This is a genomic window from Devosia sp. Root105, from assembly GCF_001424865.1.
Lineage (GTDB): Bacteria > Pseudomonadota > Alphaproteobacteria > Rhizobiales > Devosiaceae > Devosia_A.
Genome location: NZ_LMCR01000016.1, coordinates 429,387 through 447,613, shown reverse-complemented (window position 1 = coordinate 447,613; position 18,227 = coordinate 429,387). Strand labels below are relative to the sequence as shown.

General features: G+C 64.4%; 19 protein-coding genes. 5 read left to right on the top strand and 14 right to left on the bottom strand.

The window, feature by feature from the left end:
* Positions 1-11 precede the first annotated feature (11 nt).
* Entirely contained in the window at positions 12-728 is a 717-nt protein-coding gene (locus ASC68_RS18330; RefSeq protein ID WP_055882408.1) for an invasion associated locus B family protein, read from the top strand.
* Positions 729-1,018: 290 nt separating this feature from the next.
* Here the strand turns inward: ASC68_RS18330 and ASC68_RS18325 are convergent, their stop codons facing one another.
* Genes ASC68_RS18325 through ASC68_RS18315 form a run of 3 tightly spaced genes read right to left on the bottom strand, consistent with a single transcriptional unit; the run spans position 1,019 to position 3,109 of the window.
* Positions 1,019-2,179 (bottom strand): FAD-dependent monooxygenase, encoded by a 1,161-nt coding sequence (locus tag ASC68_RS18325; RefSeq protein ID WP_082528262.1) that lies wholly within the window; start codon positions 2,177-2,179, stop codon positions 1,019-1,021.
* Positions 2,176-2,649, bottom strand: a complete 474-nt coding sequence (locus tag ASC68_RS18320) for a DUF6691 family protein (RefSeq protein ID WP_055882403.1) — start codon at positions 2,647-2,649, stop codon at positions 2,176-2,178. Before ASC68_RS18320 ends, ASC68_RS18325 begins: the two co-directional genes overlap by 4 nt.
* 1 nt (position 2,650) lies before the next feature.
* The gene (locus ASC68_RS18315; protein ID WP_055882401.1) at positions 2,651-3,109 is read right to left on the bottom strand and encodes a YeeE/YedE family protein; all 459 of its coding nucleotides are present in this window, start codon (positions 3,107-3,109) and stop codon (positions 2,651-2,653) included.
* Positions 3,110-3,310: 201 nt separating this feature from the next.
* Between ASC68_RS18315 and ASC68_RS18310 the strand changes: the two genes are divergently transcribed.
* The gene (locus ASC68_RS18310; protein ID WP_082528261.1) at positions 3,311-4,168 is read left to right on the top strand and encodes a TerC family protein; all 858 of its coding nucleotides are present in this window, start codon (positions 3,311-3,313) and stop codon (positions 4,166-4,168) included.
* Between the two features lie 78 nt (positions 4,169-4,246).
* On the opposite strand, the gene flaF is transcribed toward ASC68_RS18310, so the two are convergent.
* The 10 genes from flaF to ASC68_RS18260 all read right to left on the bottom strand — a co-directional run bounded on the left by flaF (position 4,247) and on the right by ASC68_RS18260 (position 14,367).
* The gene (flaF, locus tag ASC68_RS18305; RefSeq protein WP_055882398.1) at positions 4,247-4,618 is read right to left on the bottom strand and encodes a flagellar biosynthesis regulator FlaF; all 372 of its coding nucleotides are present in this window, start codon (positions 4,616-4,618) and stop codon (positions 4,247-4,249) included.
* Entirely contained in the window at positions 4,608-4,994 is a 387-nt protein-coding gene (gene flbT / locus ASC68_RS18300; RefSeq protein ID WP_055882395.1) for a flagellar biosynthesis repressor FlbT, read from the bottom strand. The genes flaF and flbT overlap by 11 nt, the downstream gene beginning before the upstream one ends.
* A 63-nt stretch (positions 4,995-5,057) precedes the next feature.
* The gene (locus ASC68_RS18295; RefSeq protein WP_055882393.1) at positions 5,058-6,260 is read right to left on the bottom strand and encodes an MFS transporter; all 1,203 of its coding nucleotides are present in this window, start codon (positions 6,258-6,260) and stop codon (positions 5,058-5,060) included.
* An 87-nt stretch (positions 6,261-6,347) separates the two neighbouring features.
* On the bottom strand, positions 6,348-8,168 hold the full coding sequence (locus tag ASC68_RS18290; RefSeq protein ID WP_055882390.1) for a flagellin: 1,821 nt from the start codon (positions 8,166-8,168) through the stop codon (positions 6,348-6,350).
* Between the two features lie 186 nt (positions 8,169-8,354).
* Entirely contained in the window at positions 8,355-9,908 is a 1,554-nt protein-coding gene (locus ASC68_RS18285; protein ID WP_082528260.1) for a flagellin, read from the bottom strand.
* Positions 9,909-10,174: 266 nt separating this feature from the next.
* Complete coding sequence (locus ASC68_RS18280) at positions 10,175-11,728, bottom strand: flagellin (RefSeq protein ID WP_055882385.1); 1,554 nt, start codon at positions 11,726-11,728, stop codon at positions 10,175-10,177.
* Positions 11,729-11,979: 251 nt separating this feature from the next.
* Positions 11,980-12,303, bottom strand: a complete 324-nt coding sequence (locus ASC68_RS18275; protein WP_156387374.1) for a hypothetical protein — start codon at positions 12,301-12,303, stop codon at positions 11,980-11,982.
* A 149-nt stretch (positions 12,304-12,452) separates the two neighbouring features.
* On the bottom strand, positions 12,453-12,926 hold the full coding sequence (locus ASC68_RS18270) for a flagellar protein FlgN (RefSeq protein ID WP_055882380.1): 474 nt from the start codon (positions 12,924-12,926) through the stop codon (positions 12,453-12,455).
* Positions 12,923-13,282 (bottom strand): rod-binding protein, encoded by a 360-nt coding sequence (locus ASC68_RS18265; RefSeq protein ID WP_055882379.1) that lies wholly within the window; start codon positions 13,280-13,282, stop codon positions 12,923-12,925. Before ASC68_RS18265 ends, ASC68_RS18270 begins: the two co-directional genes overlap by 4 nt.
* Complete coding sequence (locus ASC68_RS18260) at positions 13,282-14,367, bottom strand: flagellar basal body P-ring protein FlgI (RefSeq protein ID WP_055882376.1); 1,086 nt, start codon at positions 14,365-14,367, stop codon at positions 13,282-13,284. Before ASC68_RS18260 ends, ASC68_RS18265 begins: the two co-directional genes overlap by 1 nt.
* Before the next feature lie 256 nt (positions 14,368-14,623).
* Between ASC68_RS18260 and ASC68_RS18255 the strand changes: the two genes are divergently transcribed.
* Positions 14,624-15,040 carry a flagellar assembly protein FliX gene (locus ASC68_RS18255; protein WP_055882373.1) on the top strand — a complete coding sequence of 139 codons (417 nt, stop codon included), beginning with the start codon at positions 14,624-14,626 and terminating at the stop codon, positions 15,038-15,040.
* A 115-nt stretch (positions 15,041-15,155) separates the two neighbouring features.
* Positions 15,156-15,569, top strand: a complete 414-nt coding sequence (dksA, locus tag ASC68_RS18250; protein WP_055882371.1) for an RNA polymerase-binding protein DksA — start codon at positions 15,156-15,158, stop codon at positions 15,567-15,569.
* A 45-nt stretch (positions 15,570-15,614) separates the two neighbouring features.
* Here dksA and ASC68_RS18245 read toward each other — a convergent pair whose 3' ends face one another.
* Positions 15,615-16,598 carry an AraC family transcriptional regulator gene (locus tag ASC68_RS18245; protein ID WP_055882367.1) on the bottom strand — a complete coding sequence of 328 codons (984 nt, stop codon included), beginning with the start codon at positions 16,596-16,598 and terminating at the stop codon, positions 15,615-15,617.
* A gap of 226 nt (positions 16,599-16,824) precedes the next feature.
* Here ASC68_RS18245 and ASC68_RS18240 point away from each other — a divergent pair, with 226 nt between their 5' ends.
* Complete coding sequence (locus ASC68_RS18240) at positions 16,825-18,198, top strand: FAD-binding oxidoreductase (RefSeq protein WP_055882365.1); 1,374 nt, start codon at positions 16,825-16,827, stop codon at positions 18,196-18,198.
* Positions 18,199-18,227: the final 29 nt, after the last annotated feature.

The window sequence follows — 18,227 nt, the reverse complement described above, 5'->3', positions numbered from 1 at the left end:
AAGGAAATTCAATGACCCTCAAAAAGCTCGTCGTTGCTGGTTTCGCGGTTGCCGCGCTGATGATGCCCTCGTTCGGGGCGCTCGCGCAGGAAGCCACCACGCCGGCAGCCCCCGCCGAGGGTGCAGCAGCACCGGCGGCGCCTGCTGCCGATGCTGCAGCAGCGCCGGCGGCGCCAGCCAATCCCGCTCAGAACTGGCTCAAGGTCTGCGACCCCATCGATGGCGGCAAGCAGGCCTGCATCATGCGCCAGGTCGTCGTCGCCAATGGCCAGTTCCTCGGCTCGTTCCTGTTGCGTGACGATCCGGGCCAGGAGAGCCGCCTGCTCGCCGTTGCCGCGGTGCCGCTTGGGGTGCTGCTGCCGTTCGGCCTCACCTGGCAGATCGACGGCGGCAAGCCGATCCGCGTGCCGTTCATGCTGTGCGATCCGCAGAGCTGCGCCACCCAGCTGGTGATCAACGAGGCCTACGTGAACAGCCTCAAGAAGGGTGGCATCCTGAAGCTCACCGCCAAGAACCGGCAGAACAAAGACCTGGTGATCGACATCACGCTCGCCGGCTTCACCTCGGTCTATGATGGCGCCGCCGCGATGACCTTCGACGAATTCAACAAGCAGTCGACCGCTCCGTCGGCGCTGGAAAAGCAGCTGCAGGATCGCGCCGAAGAACTGCGCAAGCAGCTCGGCACCGATGGCGCTGCCCCGCCGGCCACTCCGGCTGCCCCGCAGTAAGCGGAGCGACGGGGTTAGAATCGAAAGGGCGCCTGCGGGCGCCCTTTTGTTCTTGGTGGCTTACCTACCCATCGAATGATCGCCTGTGTGCACCCGGAGAGCGGTCGAGCTAACCCACCGCGATCACCCCATCTACGATGTCATCCCAGCGAAAGCTGGGACCCAACTATCCATCTGCGCGGGGCTGCGAGTTGGGTCCCAGCTTTCGCTGGGATGACAGCCGGTGGTGGGTGCATGGCCGAGGCCAGCCACTGGCCGGCTCAGCACAATAGAAATGATGCCGCCTTGCTTCAGCCCTGGCCCATGCCGAGCCCGAAGGCGCGCTTGCGCAGTGGCGGCAGCAGGCGGAGCGCCCACAGGCCGCCGGCGCGCAGCGCCTGGGCTGGCAGGAAGTCGCTGAGCAGCGAGCGGAACAGGGCGTCGACCATGCCGCCGGTGCGCTCGAGATCGTCGGCGCGACGGGCGGCATAGTCGGTGCTGACGGCATTGGCCCAGCCGGGCGCGGTGCGATCGGCGGCGGCGAGTGAGGCGGCAAGATCGGCGACGTCGCGCAGCCCGAGGTTGAGGCCCTGCGCGCCGATCGGCGGAAAGGCATGCGCGGCCTCGCCGGCGAGCACGATGCCATCCATGCCGGCGCGCTCGACGGTGAGGGTCGAGAGCAGGAACATGTGCGCCGGGGTCAGCAACTGGATATCGCCGAACAGGCGCTGCGACTTCTCGAGGAAGGTGGCGCGGAGGCCATCCTGGCCAGTCGCCTGGGCGGCCTTCAACACCTCGCGGTCGTCGATCCAGACGAGGTTGGCGCGCGAGCCGCCGGCCGGAACCAGCGTGAACGGGCCCTGCTCGTAATGGAACTCCACCGAGGCGCCGCCGAGCGGGCGGCCGAGTTCGAGATCGCAGACCAGCGCCGACTGGGTGAAGCCGTGCTCGCGGGCGCGGAAATCGGTGGCGACGCGGACCAGCGACTTCTTGCCGTCGGAGCCGACGACCAGTGGCGCTTCGACGACGCTGCCATTGGCAAGCGTCAGCACCCAGCCGGTTGCGCCGCGCTCGATGGAGGAGAGCGCGAGCTCGCGGGTCTCGAGGTTGTCGAGCGAGGCGCGCGCCGCCTCGAAGGCTTCGAGCAGCCTGATATTGGGAAAGTTCCAGCCGAAGGCCTCGAGGCCGGCATCCTTGCTGTCGAACAATGTCTCGGGGGCGCGGAGCAGCCGGTCGGTGGCGTCGATGATGCGGATCTGGGTCAGCGGGTGGCCGAGCTCGGCGGGATCGCCGATCAGCCCGGAGGCGCGCAGGTAATCGACGCTCGGGCCCATCAGCGCTGAGGTGCGCCGGTCGGGTGGGCCTTTGGGCGCGAGGTGGAGGGTGCGGAGGCCGGCGCGGGCGACAGCGACCGCCGCCGCCACCCCGGCAAGGCCGCCACCCACTAAGACCGCTTCAGGAGCCCCGCTCATCGCGCCAGCGCCAGCCGCTTGTCGCGGCCGCTCGGAATGACCAGCGCGCCCGCATAGGAGCCGGCGAACATGGCGAGAAGGAAGATCAGCAGGTTGTCGGGCCAGAAGGCGATCAGCGAGATGGCCGGGCCTGGGCAGATGCCCGACATGCCCCAGCCGATACCGAACAGCACAGCGCCGCCGACCAGCGGCGCGTCGATGTGGTGGAATTCCGGCTCATGGAACTGCGTATCGAACAGCGGCGCCTGCCTGCTGCGGCCGACGCGCACAGCAATGAACATCACGGCAATGGCGGCGACGATGACGAAGGCGAGGCTCGGGTCCCAGCCGCCGGTGGGGATGGCGGTGAAATCGAGGAAGCGCAGCACCTTCAGTGGATCGACCATCTGCGAAATGTAGAGGCCGGCGCCGAACAGCAGGCCGCTCACGGCGGCGGTGGCGAGGTAGGGGAGGCGGAGGTTGGCGGCCATCTCAGACGATTCCGGTGACGGCGACAGTGAGGATGGCGACCGAAAAGAACACCCCGACGGCGACGAAGGAACGCTTCGATAGCCGCGCGATGCCGCAGACGCCGTGGCCCGAGGTGCAGCCATTGCCGATCTTGGTGCCGAAGCCGATCAACAGGCCGGAGATGGCGATCCAGAGTAGGGCAGGGATGTTCCAGCCTGGCGGCGGCGAGGCCAGTTGCGCCGGCGCGCCGCCGGGGCCGCCGACGCCGAGGCCCGGGATGAGCCAGGCGGCCGCGAGGGCGCCGAGCACCAGCGCCAAGAGGAACACCAGCCGCCATACCACGGTGCGTGCCGGCGGCAGCAATTGCCCAAAGATTCCCGAGATGCCGGCGATGCGGCCGTTGCCGAGCCAGAGGAGCGCCGAGGCGAGCCCGATGAGCACACCGCCAATCAGGGCGGGGATGGGAGAGAACGCGTCCATGGGGAGACTTTCGAGTGGAGCCGAGCCATTACAATAACAGCGGCGGCACGGGCGGGCCAGCTTCGGCACGATGCGATCGTGCCACGGGCCGGGGGCGCGGTGAAAAACCGCACCCTGTGCGGAGCCTCGCGCGCACTCTTCCAACAATCGCGCCACGGCCCTAAGTATGGCGCCACCTGATCATCACCACTGGAGCTGTCGATGCTGGAACTCCTCTACGATCCCAACGTGTGGGCTGCCTTCCTGACCCTCACGGCGATGGAGATCGTGCTCGGCATCGATAACATCGTGTTCATCTCGGTGCTGGTGTCGCGCCTCCCCAAGGAGCAGGCGGATCGCGCCCGCAAGCTCGGCCTGGCGCTGGCGCTGGTCTTCCGCATCCTGTTGCTGCTGGTGATCGGCTGGATCATCAGCCTGACGCAGCCGGCCTTCGAGATCATGGGCTTTGCCCCATCGTGGAAGGATCTGATCCTGATCGCCGGCGGCGCCTTCCTCGTCTACAAGGCGACGCACGAGATGCATGCCGAGATCGAGGAGCCGCACGAGGCCGACCTGAAGCAGCAGGCAACCAAGGCCTTCGCTGCGATCATCGGCCAGATCATCGTCATCGACCTGGTGTTCTCGATCGACTCGATCGTTACCGCGGTCGGCATGGCCGACGATGTGCCGGTGATGATTGCCGCGGTGATCGTCGCCGTGGGCGTTATGTTCGTGGCGTCCGGCCCGGTCGCCAATTTCGTCGCCAAGCACCCAACCACCAAGATGCTGGCGCTGGCGTTCCTCTTGCTGATCGGCACGTCGCTGGTGGCCGATGGTCTCGGCTTCCATATCCCGAAGGGCTACATCTACGCAGCGATGGGCTTCTCGGTGCTGGTCGAGGCGATCAACATCATCGCCAAGGAGCGGAAGCTCCGCAACCGGGCGGCCGCCGGGCACCCGGTGCCCGCCGTAGGGCACACGTCGGCAGCGGCTGAAGCGGTGACGCCTGCCAAGCCGAAGACCAGGTCGACTTCGACGTCGCGCGCCCAGGCCAAGCCGAAATCGGCGCCGCGGAAGTAAGCGGGGTTTCAAGCCCAAGAAATGCAAAAGCCCGCGGTTTCCGCGGGCTTTTCATTGGGGTTGGATTGGCGGCTGAGCTCAGCTCTGGCCGGCGCGCAGTCCGGCGGCGATCTCGCGGTTGATGTTGATCAGCACGGTGAGCTTGTTGGCCGAAGGCTCGGCCTGGATGGTCATCGTCTGCTTCATCACGAACAGGCCCAGATTGGCGATGTTCTCGCGCAGCGCCTTGGGCAGCTGGCTTTCCTCGCCGGTCACCGAGCCGAGGAACACCGTCCACAGCTTGCGGTTGAACATCAGGGCGGCGGTCAGTTCGTGACGCTCGTTCTCCCAGTCGTCACGCACGCGCTGCATCTGGCCGGCAGCTCGAGAGAGGAGGTTGGCCTCGAGGAGACGAGGATTGACCGTCTGCCTGCCTACCTGCTGGTAGGCGAGCGCCGCACTATTCTGCATTGCCGAGGAGTTCCTGTTCGTACTGGATCAGCTTTTTCGCAGCCTTGAGTGCTTTGTACAGGGAGCCGGTTAATATCTCGTTATTGATTTCGTCAACAATGCGGATTGTTGATGGCGCTGCCGTGATGATGTCGTTGACCAGTTGAAAGTAGTCCTGGGTCAATCGTTCGACGTTTTCATGAATGTACATGAGCTGTACGGCCAAGTAGATGCGCTTGGCGGGACTGGTTGCGGTGTCGAAGGTCAGGATGTCCTTCTCACGGAGGATTGGCGCCTTGCCATCGATGAACAGCCGGGTGCGCTGATCCGAGTTCGTAATGACACAGTTGCCGACGATCAGGCGTTCGCCCGGCTTCAACTCGACCTTTAACGACATGTCGGTGGTTCAACCCCGTGATTCCGTGGTGCAGCATACTGCATGCGCCGCGTCACCAAAACGCTACCGGCGGAAGGCGAATGCGAGGGCTCCGAGGCCGAGCAGGATTATCAGCCCGCCGCCGACAATGAATGGCGCCGGAACGCCAAAGCCGGTGACGATCAAGCTGCCGAGCAGCGGCGCGGCCATCATCGCGGTGGTCATCGCGGCTTCGCCGGCCGAGGTGACGCGGGCGATCCGGTCCGGCGGAGTTTCGGACTGGATCACCGAGCGATAGGGCACCAGCATGAACACGGTCGTGCCGCCCATCACTGCCATCACCAGGCAGAACAGCGGAAAGGGAATGGCGACCCCTGATGCGGCAGCCAGTGCCGTGCCGACGGTCACCGGCCCCGAGACCAGTGCGGCGAGCGCCATCAGTAGCAGTGGCCGGTTTGGCCGCATCAGCCCGGCAAGGGATGCGCCGATCATGCCGCCGATGCCGGAGGCGGTGACGGTCAGGCCGAAGGCCGTCGCGTCGTAGCCGAGCTGGCTGGTGAGAAGGGCAATCTGCGTGTCGTAGAGGAAGAAAGTGAAATTCGCCGCCGAGGCGAAGATCAGCACGGCGAGCAGCAGCCGGTTGCGCCCGAACTCGGCGATGCCACCGGCGACGCGGGCGAGAAAGGTTTCTTCGGCGTCATGTTCGACATGGGCCCGCGGCGGCAGTTGCAGCCCCAGGAGGATGAGGAACGCGGCGACCGACAGCACGCCGTTGATGGCAAACACCCCTTGCGCCGGCACCAGCGCCAGCAGCAGCCCACCACAGGCCGGTGCGACGATCTTGCTGGCCTGGTTGATGCCCTGGTGCAGGCCATTGGCGGCCATCAGCAGCGGTTCGGGGGTGGTCAGTTGGATCGCCGATTGCCGGGCGGGGGTGAAGGCCGAGTCGACGATGCCGCGCAGCAGCACGATCAGCAGCAGGATCTCGACATTGGGGGCAACCACCAGCGCGAAAGTCAGCACGCCGCGGCCGAGGTTGGAGAGCAGCAGCACCAGCTTCAGGTCTGCCCGGTCGACCCAGGCGGCGAGCAGCGGCCCGGCGACGACATAGGGCAGGGCGAAGGCCAGCGCCAGCAAGGCCAGCGCCACCGGGCCCTCGCCCCAGACATAGGCGATGAGGGCGACGACGGCGACATAGTCGAACCAGTCGGCAAAATCGGCCGGAATGGCTGCAAACAGCAGCCGGCGCTGCGCCGGGATGCGGAGAATGTCTCGGTACGGCGTCATGGCGGCGACGATGGCCCGCGGCTTTATGGGCTGGCAACGGAAAAGGCGGGCCGCAGCCCGCCTGTCCTCAAGTCTTTGCGGTGGCGATCAGAACAGCCGCAGCACGGCCTGGTCGGCCTGCGAGGCCATCGACAGGGCAGTGGAGCTCAGCTGCTGGCGGGTCTGCAGGGCGAGGAGGTTCGCCGCTTCCTGGTTGGTGTCGGCGAGGGTGAGGTTCGCCGCGCCGGCTTCGAGCGTGTTGATCATCGACTTGGTGAAATCGTTGCGGTTTTCGACGATCGAGAGGTTCGAGCCGAAAGCCGAGGCTTGCGAGCGCAGCTTGCCCAGCGCATCACCGAGCTTGCCGAGGCGGGCATCGAGCGCGGCATCGCTGTCGAAGTCAGCGTCCACGGCTGAAGTGATACCGAGGGTGGTGTTGTTGATCGAGGTCGGATCGCCGTCGGCATCCTTGGCCTGGATGTCGATGGTCGAGGTGCCGGATTCGTTGAAGGTCAGCTTCAGCTTGTCGCCGCGGAGCAGGTTGATGCCGTTGAATGAAGCGTCGTCGGCGAGCTTGTCGAGCTGGTCGCGCAGCTCGTTGAACTGCTTGACCAGGTTCTTGCGCACTTCGTTGCCGCCAATATCGGCCGTACCCAAGGTGCCGTCGATCTCGCCGTCGCTGCCGACGCCCTTGACCTCCAGCTCCTCGGTCGAGAGGTTCTCGATCCTGAGCTTGCCGTTGTCGTTGGAAGCGCGGACCTTGTCCTTGAGCGCGGTGGTGGTGTTGATCGACTGCACGAGCTGGTCGACCGAGTAGGTGCCGGCAGTCGCGCCGGCCGTCTGGGTGCCGGACGCGCCGAACACCGTGGCCGCATCGGCGCCGCCGACGGTGATGGTGTTCGAACCGTCAGCGGCGCCCTCGAGATCGATGCGATTGCCGGTGCCTCCGACGGTCACGCCGGTGACGCCCTGCGCGGTCAACTGGGCCTGAATATAGCTGCGAGCATCGGTGATGGTGCCGGCATTGGCCGAGGTCAGCGTGATGTTGGCGGTATCGGTGCCGTTGCCGATGGTGACCTGCTTGCTGCCGGCCGGGCCGCCTGCAGTTCCCGCGCCATCCACGATGCCAAGAGAATTGCCTATCATGGTGCCGGACGAGTTGGTACCGCTGATCACTACAGGGGCCGAGGTCGTCCCGCTGATGGTAACGGTGTTGCCTGAGTTGGTGGCTGTGGCGTTCGGCGCCCAGACCGAAAATGCTTCGTTGAGGGCGCCCACGAACTCGGTCACGTCGTCGATGACGTCGTCGCCGTCACCGACTGCGTTGACCTGCGATTTGCTGATTGTCTGGACGCCTTGCGCTACGCCATCCACCGACATGAAGAAGGTGATCGAGTCGGTCCATTGTGTAGCGAAGTTGTTGGCGCCACCGCTGAAGGTGATTGTGTTGGAGCCGGCGCCCGATGCCGGAGCGGCATAGTCGGCGCCGGCAACGAAGGTCGATCGCACCGCGCCGCCGCTGCCTAGCGATACCCCGACGGCCGGTTGGCCAACCGCGCCGCCGCCGAACTCCAGCAAGCCGGTGCGCGCCTGATCCAGGCTGAACGACTGGGTCTTGAACGATTTGTCCTGCCGCGCCTGGCGTAGCGTCGACTGCATCGCTTCGACCGTCCTGGTGATCGAGCTCAGGCCGTTATCGGCGGCTTCGATGGTCTTGATGCCGTTCGACATCGAGTCCAAGAGGTTCGACATGTCACCGGCGCGGCTGTTCAGCGACGCGGCGGTGAAAAAGTTGGTGGGGTTGTCGAGCGCCGAATTGACCTTGAGGCCAGTAGCGAGGCGCTCCTGGGTCTTGGCCATCGAGGCGGCGGTTGACTGGAGCGAGAGGAGGTTCGAACGAACCGCCTTGGAGAGGTTTACGTCAGCCACGTCACAAACCTTCTGGTCTGTCTAAAATGCCCGCGTCCTGGGGCCCGGCTCGTCAATGCTGTATTTATCGGGCCATAATCCCAAACAGCTGGTTAATCGCGGCGGAAGAACAGTATTTCGGAAAAGGAAAAGAAAAAGAAAAAGGCGGGCCGGAGCCCGCCTTCGTCTTGTCTTGCGACTGGTATCTTAGAACAGACGCAGCACGGCCTGGTCGGCCTGCGAGGCCATCGACAGGGCTGTCGACGACAGCTGCTGGCGGGTCTGCAGGGCGAGCAGGTTCGCCGCTTCCTCGTTGGTGTCGGCAAGCGTGAGGTTCGCCGCACCGGTCTCGAGGGTGTTGATCATGTTCTTGGTGAAGTCCTGGCGGTTCTGCACGATCGACAGGTTCGAGCCGAAGGCCGAAGACTGCGAACGCAGGGTGCCCAGGGCGTCGCCGAGCTTGCCCAGCTTGGCGTCGATCGACGCGTCGCTGTCCAGATCGGAGTCCTGCACCGAGGTGATGCCAAGCGTGGTGTTGTTGATCGAGGTCGCGTCGCCATCGGAATCCTTAGCCTGGATGTCGATGGTTGAAGTGCCCGTCTCGTTGAACGTCAGCTTGAGCTTGTCGCCGCGGAGCAGGTTGATGCCGTTGAACGAAGCGTCATCAGCCAGCTTGTCGAGCTGGTCGCGCAGTTCGTTGAACTGCTTGGCCAGGTTCTTGCGGACTTCGTTGCCGCCAATGGCGGTCTCGGCGGTCGAACCGTCGATTTCGCCATCCGACGCCACACCGGTCACGGTCAGCTCTTCGGTCGAGAGGTTCTCGATGCGGAGCTTGCCGTTGTCGTTGGAAGCGCGGACCTTGTCCTTCAGCGAGGTGTTGCCGTTGATTTCGGAAACAAGAGCATCAACAGTCTTCACTGCACCCGGAGCCACGGCAGCGACGCCAGCAGCGGAAGCGCCACCGTTGACACCGAGGCCGGTGACAGTGGTGTTGTTGTCCGCGTCGGTCTCGGTGAAGGCCGAGATCGCCACCGAGGAGTTGGCGCCGGTGGAGGCCGAGGTCAGAACGAGCTTGCCCGTACCGTCGACCGAAGCGGTGACGCCGGTGACACCGGCATTGGTCAGCAGTTCGTTGAACTCGGCGGCATCGTCCAGCGTGTCGTCGGCGTTACCGACGGCAGCCAGCGTGGTCTGGTCGATCGTAACGGTAGTAGCAGCGCCACCATCGACGGCAATCTGGAACGAGACACTGTCAGCAGCGTCGGTGATGGTCGTCGCAGCGAAGTTGGCGGTCGAGGTGAACGTACCCGCGGTAGCGGCCGAGCCGGCGCCGGTGGTGTTCAGGTTGACGCTGACTGCGGTCGAGCCGACAGCACCACCCTCGAACGACAGCGTCTTCACCGCGGACGTGCCAACGGCGGTAGTATCGATCGCGAAAGAACCGGTCTTGAACGACTTGTCCTGGCGCGCCTGGCGGAGCGTGGACTGCATCGACTCGACGGTCTTGGTGATCGACGAAAGGCCGTTGTCCGCAGCTTCAATCGTCTTGATGCCGTTGGACATGGAGTCGAGCAGGCTCGCCATATCCGAAGCACGAGAGTTAAGCGAAGCGGCGGTGAAGAAGTTAGTCGGGTTGTCGAGCGCCGAGTTCACCTTCAGACCGGTAGCGAGACGCTCCTGCGTCTTGGCCATGGACGAAGCGGTGGACTGGAGGCTCAGCAGGTTCGAGCGAACTGCCTTTGACAGATTTACATCAGCCATTTTGGAGGCCCTTTCTGGGTCCGTACTCAGTTACTAAACCGTCTCTCCTGAGACGCGGCTGGATCATCGATCGCGACCGGCAAAAGAAGTCTTAAGTTCGATCGCTGAATTGAAGTTTGCCTCGGACATTGGAGGCAAATGTCCTGGGCATTCGAGGCAAAGTTAATGAGCAGTTTGCTCAATGCTTCGAAGTGGTACGCAAAGCCGCCTGCCCAATGAAAAAGGCGGGCCGAAGCCCGCCTTTGGTATTCCCGAGGTAGTTTGCCTTAGAACAGGCGGAGCACCGCCTGGTCGGCCTGCGAGGCCATCGATAGCGCCGTCGAGCTAAGCTGCTGGCGGGTCTGCAGGGCCAGCAGGTTCGCCGCTTCCTCGTTGGTATCGGCCAAGGTCAGGTTCGCCGCGCCGGTTTCCAGTGTGTTGATCATGTTCTTGGTGAAATCGGTGCGGTTCTGCACGATCGACAGGTTCGAGCCGAAGGACGAGGCCTGCGAGCGGAGCTTGCCGAGCGCAGTACCGAGGATTTCCAGCTTCGCATCGAGCTTGGAGTCGAGGTCGAAGTCGGAGTTGACGACGTGGTCGATGCCCAGGGTGGTGTTGTTGATGGCGATCGGGTCGCCATTCTCGTTTTTGGCCTGGATGTCGATGGTCGAGGTGCCGGTCTCGTTGAACGTCAGCTTGAGCTTGTCGCCGCGGAGCAGGTTGATGCCGTTGAAGGAGGCATCGTCGGCGAACTTGTCGAGCTGGTCGCGCAGTTCGTTGAACTGGGTGACGAGGTTCTTGCGAACGGTATTGCCGCCGATCTCGCCGGTATTGGTGGTACCGTCGACTTCGCCGTCCGTGCCGATGCCGGTGACGGTCAGCTCTTCGGTCGAGAGGTTCTCGATGCGGAGCTTGCCGTTGTCGTTGGAGGCGCGGATCTTGTCCTTCAGCGAGGTGTTGGTGTTGATTTCCTGAACCAGGGCATCGACCGTCTTCACCGCACCAGCGGCCACCGCAGCCGCGCCACCAGCGGACGCGCCGCCGTTGACGCCCAGGCCGGTAACCGTGGTGTTGTTGTCGGCGTCGGTTTCGGTAAATGCGGAGATCGCCACCGAGGAGTTGGCGCCGGTGGAGGCCGAGGTCAGAACGAGCTTGCCCGTACCGTCGACCGAAGCGGTGACGCCAGTGACGCCGGCATCGGTCAGCAGTTCGTTGAACTCGGCGACGTCGTCGAGAGTGTCATCGCCATTGCCGACCGCAGCGAGGGTGGTCTGGTCGATCGTCACGGTGGTGGCGGCGCCACCATCGACGGCGATCTGGAACGACACACTGTCCGCGGCGTCGGTGATGGTCGTCGCGGCGAAGTTGGCGGTCGAGGTGAACGTACCCGCGGTGGCAGCAGAGCCGGCGCCGGTGGTGTTCAGGTTGATGCTCACCGGCGTAGTGCCGATGGCGCCGTCCTCGAACGACAGCGTCTTTACCGTCGCGGTGCCGATGGCGGTCGCGTCGAGCGCATAGGACATGGTCTTGAACGACTTGTCCTGGCGGGCCTGACGCAGGGCCGACTGCATCGACTCGACGGTCTTGGTGATGGAGGTAACGCCGTTATCGGCGGCCTCGATGGTCTTGATGCCGTTCGACATCGAGTCCAGCAGGTTTGCCATGTCGGACGCACGACTATTCAGCGACGCGGCAGTGAAGAAGTTGGTCGGGTTGTCGAGCGCAGTGTTCACCTTGAGGCCGGTGGCGAGACGCTCCTGCGTCTTTGCCATCGAGGCAGCGGTGGACTGGAGGCTCAGGAGGTTCGAGCGAACCGCCTTTGACAGGTTAACTTCCGGCATGGGTGGAATCCCTTCTGGCTAAATCGATAATCTCGTCCTGAGATTGAGAGGGATCGTAGCCTCGGCCGGCTTAAGAATGGTTAACGGGATGCTTCCGAACGCAGTTAATTTTGTGTTCCGTGACGGGCCGATGTCGTCCGCAATGCCTTGGATATCTTGGGGAAACCGGCGTTTCGGCAGTTCTTGCCGAGCATGCGCCGGATCACTCGCGGTTAGGGAATTGGCCGCCGCCGACGCAGAATCGTCAGGGCTCAGACGAGCCGATCGTGCAGCGCCAGCGAACCCTGCGCCGGCAGGTCGGCACTGCCCAGCCTGAGGATGATTTCGCGGTCGCTGGTGGGCTTGGGCGGCAGTTGGCCGGAGAGCAGGGCTGCGGCAAAGGCCGAACCCGGCGGAGGCGGCGGCGCGGGGAGCGGCGGCAGCAGCTGCGCGGCAGTGTTCTGTGGGGGAGGCGGCGGCGGGGCGTCCGGCTGGTCCGACCCGTGACGGGAATCGCCAAGCAGCGTGCGCGACCGATAGTCGGCGACGGCTCCGAGTCCCATGTTGATCGGTTCGGGCGCTATTCTGGCGCTCATGGACCGGCATTCCTAATTTGCCACTAGCGGGCAACCATGCCGGTCCAGGCTTTCATCCCGCTTTCGCGGTTCGAAGCAATTTGCCGAAAACTATAGTGATCTAGAGCGTTGGAACCCTCTAGGTCTGAGTTTTGTCGCGCTGAAGCACTCTATAGCGCGCGGTTGATCGAGACGCCACTGGCGGCCTGCGGTGGCTGCCCGGCGATTTCGCCATTGGCGCCGTAGGTCTTGGGGCGGGCCTTGGCGTTAATCGCCTTGGCCACATCGGTGAGGAGCTCCTCGGTGACCGAGCGGGCGGTGGCGATGACGCGCAGGTTCTCGGCCATCTGTGTGGCCAGCCGATCATGTCCGCCGAGCAAGGCGTCGACCAGAGCCGGGGCCTCGGCGCGCAGCCGGGCGGACTGGCGCTGTACCGAGCGGGCAAAGCCCATGTAATCCTGGGCGAGGCGGGTCTTTTCAGCGGTCAGCTGGCCGGCATCCTTGGCGCGGCCGGCGCGGAGCAGGGTGGTCTCCTGGTTCAGCACCACGACCAGGTTCTCGAGCGTTTCCATGGCGAGGCCGCAGAGCTCGGCGGCGGGGAGGGAGTCGAGGGCCGCGAGGCGTTCGGCAGCAGCATTCATCATTTCAGCGCTCCGCTGGTTCTTGGCGTTATTGTGTTCTTGGGGATGGAGTTCTGCGCGGCTTCCTGCGCCGCGATGAGATCGGGCAGCAGCGCATCGGCGAGGCCGACGCCGCCCGAGCGGGCCAGCACATCGGCCATCTGCTCGGCCTGCATGCCGCGCCAGGTTTCTTCGGCAAAGCCGCCGCCCATGGCGCTTTCGTCGGTCTTCAGCGAGGCGAACATTTCCTTCATCAAGGTGTTGAGGAAAACCCCCTCAAGGTCCTTTGCCTGCTCGCGAAGGTGCCCAACCTGGGCGGGCGAGAGCGTCGTCGTCTTGTTCTGGCCGGCAAAGCCGAGACCCGATGCAGAGCTCAGCATCACAGCACCTCGATTTCGGCCTGCAGCGCGCCCGAAGCCTTCACCGCCTGGAGGATGGCGATGAGGTCGCGCGGACTGATGCCCAGCGCGTTAAGGCCATCGACCAGTTGCTGCAGGCTCACCGATTCCGGCACCACCGCGAGGTTGGTCTCGGTGGTGTTCACCGAGAGATCGGTGCGTGGCTCCACTGCGGTCTGGCCGAGGCTCAGTGGGTTCGGCTGCACCACGGTGGGGCTCTCGGCGATGGTCACCGTGAGGTTCGACTGGGCGACGGCGACGGTCGAAACCCGCACGTCCTTGCCCATGACGATGATGCCGGAGTTCTCGTCGATGACGATCTTGGCCGGCAAGTCGGTCTCGATCACCAACTGCTCGATATCGGTCAGGAGGTCGACGATGTTGCCGTTGAAGTTGCGCGGCAGGTTGAGCCGGATGGTCGCCGGATCTTCGGGGGTGGCGCAGGGCACGCCGATGAAATCGTTGATCGCCAGCGCGATGCGGCGCGAGGTGGTAAGGTCGGGGTTGCGCAAGGCCAGCCGCAGCGTGCGCTGGGCGCCGAGCACGAAGCCGATCTCGCGCTCGATCAGGCCGCCGGAAGAGATACGGCCGGTGGTGGGGACGCCCGAGACCACCGAGGCGGCGTCGCCTTCGGCCGAGAAGCCGTTGATGGTGACCGACCCCTGGGCGATGGCATAGACCTCGCCATCGGCGCCGAGCAGCGGGGTGACCAGCAAGGTGCCGCCCTGCAGGCTCTTGGCATCGCCGAGCGAGGCGACGTTGACGTCGAGGCGCGAGCCTTGGGTCGAGAAGGCCGAAAGGTTCGCCGTCACCATCACTGCCGCGACGTTGCCGGTCCGCATGTTCTCGCCGCGGGTATTGACGCCCAGCCGCTCGAGCATGGCCTGCAGGCTCTGCTTGGTGAAGGGCGAGTTGTTGAGCCCGTCGCCGGTGCCGTTGAGGCCGACCACCAGGCCGTAGCCAACCAGTTGGTTGTCGCGGACGCCCTCGATGTTGACGACATCCTTGATGCGGGCGGCAGCGGCGTAGGTCACGCTTGGCTGCGGCAGCAGCAGCAATGCCGTCATAAGACCAAGCAGTGCGCGTTTGAGGTTGAATTTAGCCATCTGGCAGTCCCCGGAGTGCGGCGCATCCCCATGCGCCGTGATTGCCAGTGGTGTTGCGAGAACCGTGCCAGTTTAGCCAATACCTTGAAATTCCACGAGATTGGCGCTCGGCCAGTGGGTTTGGATGATGCTGGTCGGCAAGTCCTGCCGGGTGCATTAACGTTTGCTTAACTGCTGGCGGCAGATTTTGCCGGGCAGTGGCAGGCAGGTGAGTCCGGTGCGGATCGAGAACAATGCGCGAGTAGGCAATGTGGCGGGGCGCTCGGCGGCCGGCCGCGGCTCGTCCGGCGTGGCGTTCGAGATCGGGCAGGGGTCGCAGGCCCAGGAGGCGCGGCCGACCGCAACGATCGCCGCCACCACTTCGCTCGATGCATTGCTGGCGTTGCAGGCGGTCGAAGATCCGCTGCTCAAGCGCAAGAAGGTGGTGCGTCGCGGCAACCAGCTGATCGATACGCTCGAGGGGCTGCGCGGCGACCTGCTGGTCGGCCGGATGGCCGAGGGACGCCTCAACCAGCTCATGGCTGTGTTGACCCAGGCGCGGGAGCACAGCGAGCCCGGATTGGACGCTTTGCTCGACGATATCGAGCTGCGCGCCAGGGTCGAACTGGCCAAGCGCGGACTGTACCCCGCCTGACACAGTTGGCGCCTCTCCACTCACGGATTAATCACCAAGCTTTTGAAAGCTTGCGAAGCATGCCCTTGCGCCACTATAAGGCCCGCCATTAGGGGCGTTTTGGAATCGAGTCAGAATGTCGACTGAAGTTCTTGAATACCGACCTACTCAGGACGAACCGTTTATGAACCCGCGGCAGCGGGAGTACTTCCGGCAGAAGCTGGAGCGGTGGAAGAGCGAGATCCTCGCAGAAAGCCGCGAAACGCTCGAGAACCTGCAGGAAGAAAGCCAGAACCATCCGGACATGGCCGACCGCGCCTCCTCGGAGAGCGATCGGGCACTTGAACTCCGCACCCGTGATCGGCAGCGCAAGCTGATCTCGAAGATCGATGCGGCGCTCAAGCGGATCGAGGATAACACCTACGGCTATTGCGAAGAAACCGGCGACCCGATCGGGATCGCCCGGCTCGACGCCCGGCCGATCGCCACGCTCTCCCTGGAAGCCCAGGAAATGCACGAGCGGCGCGAGAAGGTGTACCGCGACGAATGACAAGAAGGCCCGCAGCGATGCGGGCCTTGTTGTTTGTGGCTCCGGCTAGTTCGCTGACAGGCCCGGCCCGGGAGCACGGCCCTTGCGCCATGTACCGGGCGGGAGTCCGACCACCTTCTTGAAGGCGCGGTTGAATGCTGCCTCGGAGTCGTACCCGACCTGGGCGCCGGCCTGCGCGACGCTTATGCCTGGATTTTCCAGCAGCCGCGCTGCCAGCTGCATGCGCCAGCGCGCTAGGTACTGCATTGGCGGATCGCATGCATAGTGGGTGAAGCGGTTGGCGAAGACCGTCCGCGACAACCCGACGGCGCGCGCCAGGCCCTCGAGTGTCCAGTTTGCCGCCGGCTGGCCGTGGATCAGACGAAGGGCCTGGCCGACATGCGGGTCCTTCAGCCCCGAGAGCCAGCCGCGAGCATCCTCGGGCAGGCCTTCCACATATTCACGGATCACCTGCACGAACATGAGCTCGGCAAGCTTGGCAAGAACCGTCTCGCCACCCGGGTTGCCCCGGTCAGTCTCCGAGACGGCGTGATGGACGAGATTGACCAGCCAGCCCTGCCGGGCGGTGCCGCGTCCATGCAGGACCCGGGGCAGCGATTTGATGAATGGGTTGTAGGGGCGGATATCGCAGCCGAGATAGCCGCAAACGAAGCGGCAGGAGCCGACGCTGGAGCCTTCGTTGACGACGTAGGGCAGTTGGCGATCGATCGGATGATGGTACATGGCGAGGTCGGGTTTGGCCCGCATGCCGATCGCCGAACAGAGGGCATGCGCATCGTCCATCGGAAAGGCAACGATGTCACCGGCCTCGAGGCGAAGCGGCTCGGCAGAGCCGTCGGTCATCTCCACCCAGCAGGCGCCCTCGATCAGGGTGTGGAAGAAGAACACGTATTGCGAGTTCGGCATTACCTTGCTGGCGATCACCGAGGCGCGCGGCGCTTCCGCGACCCAGGGCTCGCGGAAAGTGCTGTCGAAGAATATCGCGCCGGTGAGCCGTACGGCGGCAAGCACGTCAGAAAGAACGTCCATTCGCAGGCACTCCGCGCGGCCGGAATTTCCGCAATACGGGACAAAATGCCTTTCTCGATATGCATCGACTATCACCGAAACGACTGGGCGAGGCAAGGCGCAGCGCCCCGACTTTCTTGCCATGTCGGGTCCGGACGCCCGAGCAATGAAACGGGACGATCGGATATTCGCCAGAATGGAGAGGGTGGGTAGCTTTTGCCGGCTGATCGATTTCTGGGAGGACAGCATGCATGACGAGGACATCAACAGCTTTGCCGGCAACCTGAGGGGGACGCTCATCCGAGCCAGCGATACCGCCTATGACGGCGCCCGCAGGCTCTATAACGGCATGATCGACAAGCGGCCGATGCTGATCGCGCAATGCGTCGACAGCGGCGACGTGATCACGGCGGTGAATTTCGGACGCGAGCACGGCCTGGCCATTGCCGTGCGCGGCGGCGGACACAACGGGCCGGGATTTGCCAGCGTCGACAATGGTCTCGTCATCGACCTTTCGATGATGAAAGGCGTGCGGGTCGACCCGAAGGCGCGGACGGTCCGAGTGGGGCCGGGATGCACGACGGGCGACGTGGATCACGCCACGCATGCCTTCGGCCAGGCAGTGCCCTTCGGCATCATCTCGACTACCGGCGTCGGCGGGCTCACACTGTCGGGCGGGCACGGGTACCTGAGCCGACAATACGGGCTGGCGATCGACAGCCTGATCGAAGCCGACGTGGTGCTGGCCGATGGCAGCTTTGTCACCGCCAGCGAGACCGAGAACAGCGACCTGATGTGGGCGCTGCGCGGCGGCGGCGGCAATTTCGGCGTCGTGACGAGCTTCCTGTTCCGTACGCATCCGGCCAAGATGCTCTACGGCGGGCCGATCATCTTCGATCTCAGCCACGCAGAGACGGTGATGCGGTGGTATCGGGCGTTCCAGGAGGGGGCGCCAAAGGATTTCTACATCTGGCTTGGGCTGCAGTCAGTCCCACCCGGCGACCCGTTCCCGAAGGAGCACTGGGGCAAGAAAATGTGCGTCCTGCTGGTTGCGCATAACGGTGAGAATGCCGAGGCGGCGGTGAATCGCATACGGGCCGAGCTCCCGGCGCCGATCATCGATTGGGCCGGGCCGATCGCCTATCCGGCGCTGCAGAGTATGTTCGATGCGCTCTATCCGACGGGGCTGCAGTGGTACTGGAAGGGCGATTTCGTCGAGACGCTGTCGGATGAGGCGATTGCGGAACACCTGAAGCATGCCGCCACGGTGCCCACTCCGATTTCGGCTATGCACCTCTATCCGATCGATGGCGCGGTCCATGACCGGGCGAGCGGCGATACGGCCTGGAACTGCCGCAACGCGCGCTGGTCGATGGTTATCGTCGGCGTCGATTCGGATCCAGCCGGGGCAGGGGCGCTGAAGGATTGGGCCAATGGCTACTGGAATGCGGTCCATCCGTACGATCTCAGCGGCGCCTATCCGAACTTCATGATGGAGGAAGGCGAAGCGCGGGTTCGGGCGACCTATGGCGACAACTACTCCCGGTTGGCCAGCCTCAAGGCCAAGTACGACCCGACCAACCTCTTCCACGTCAATCAGAACATCCGGCCGTCGGCCTAGTCCGACTCCTGGTTCGCGATGACGCTACA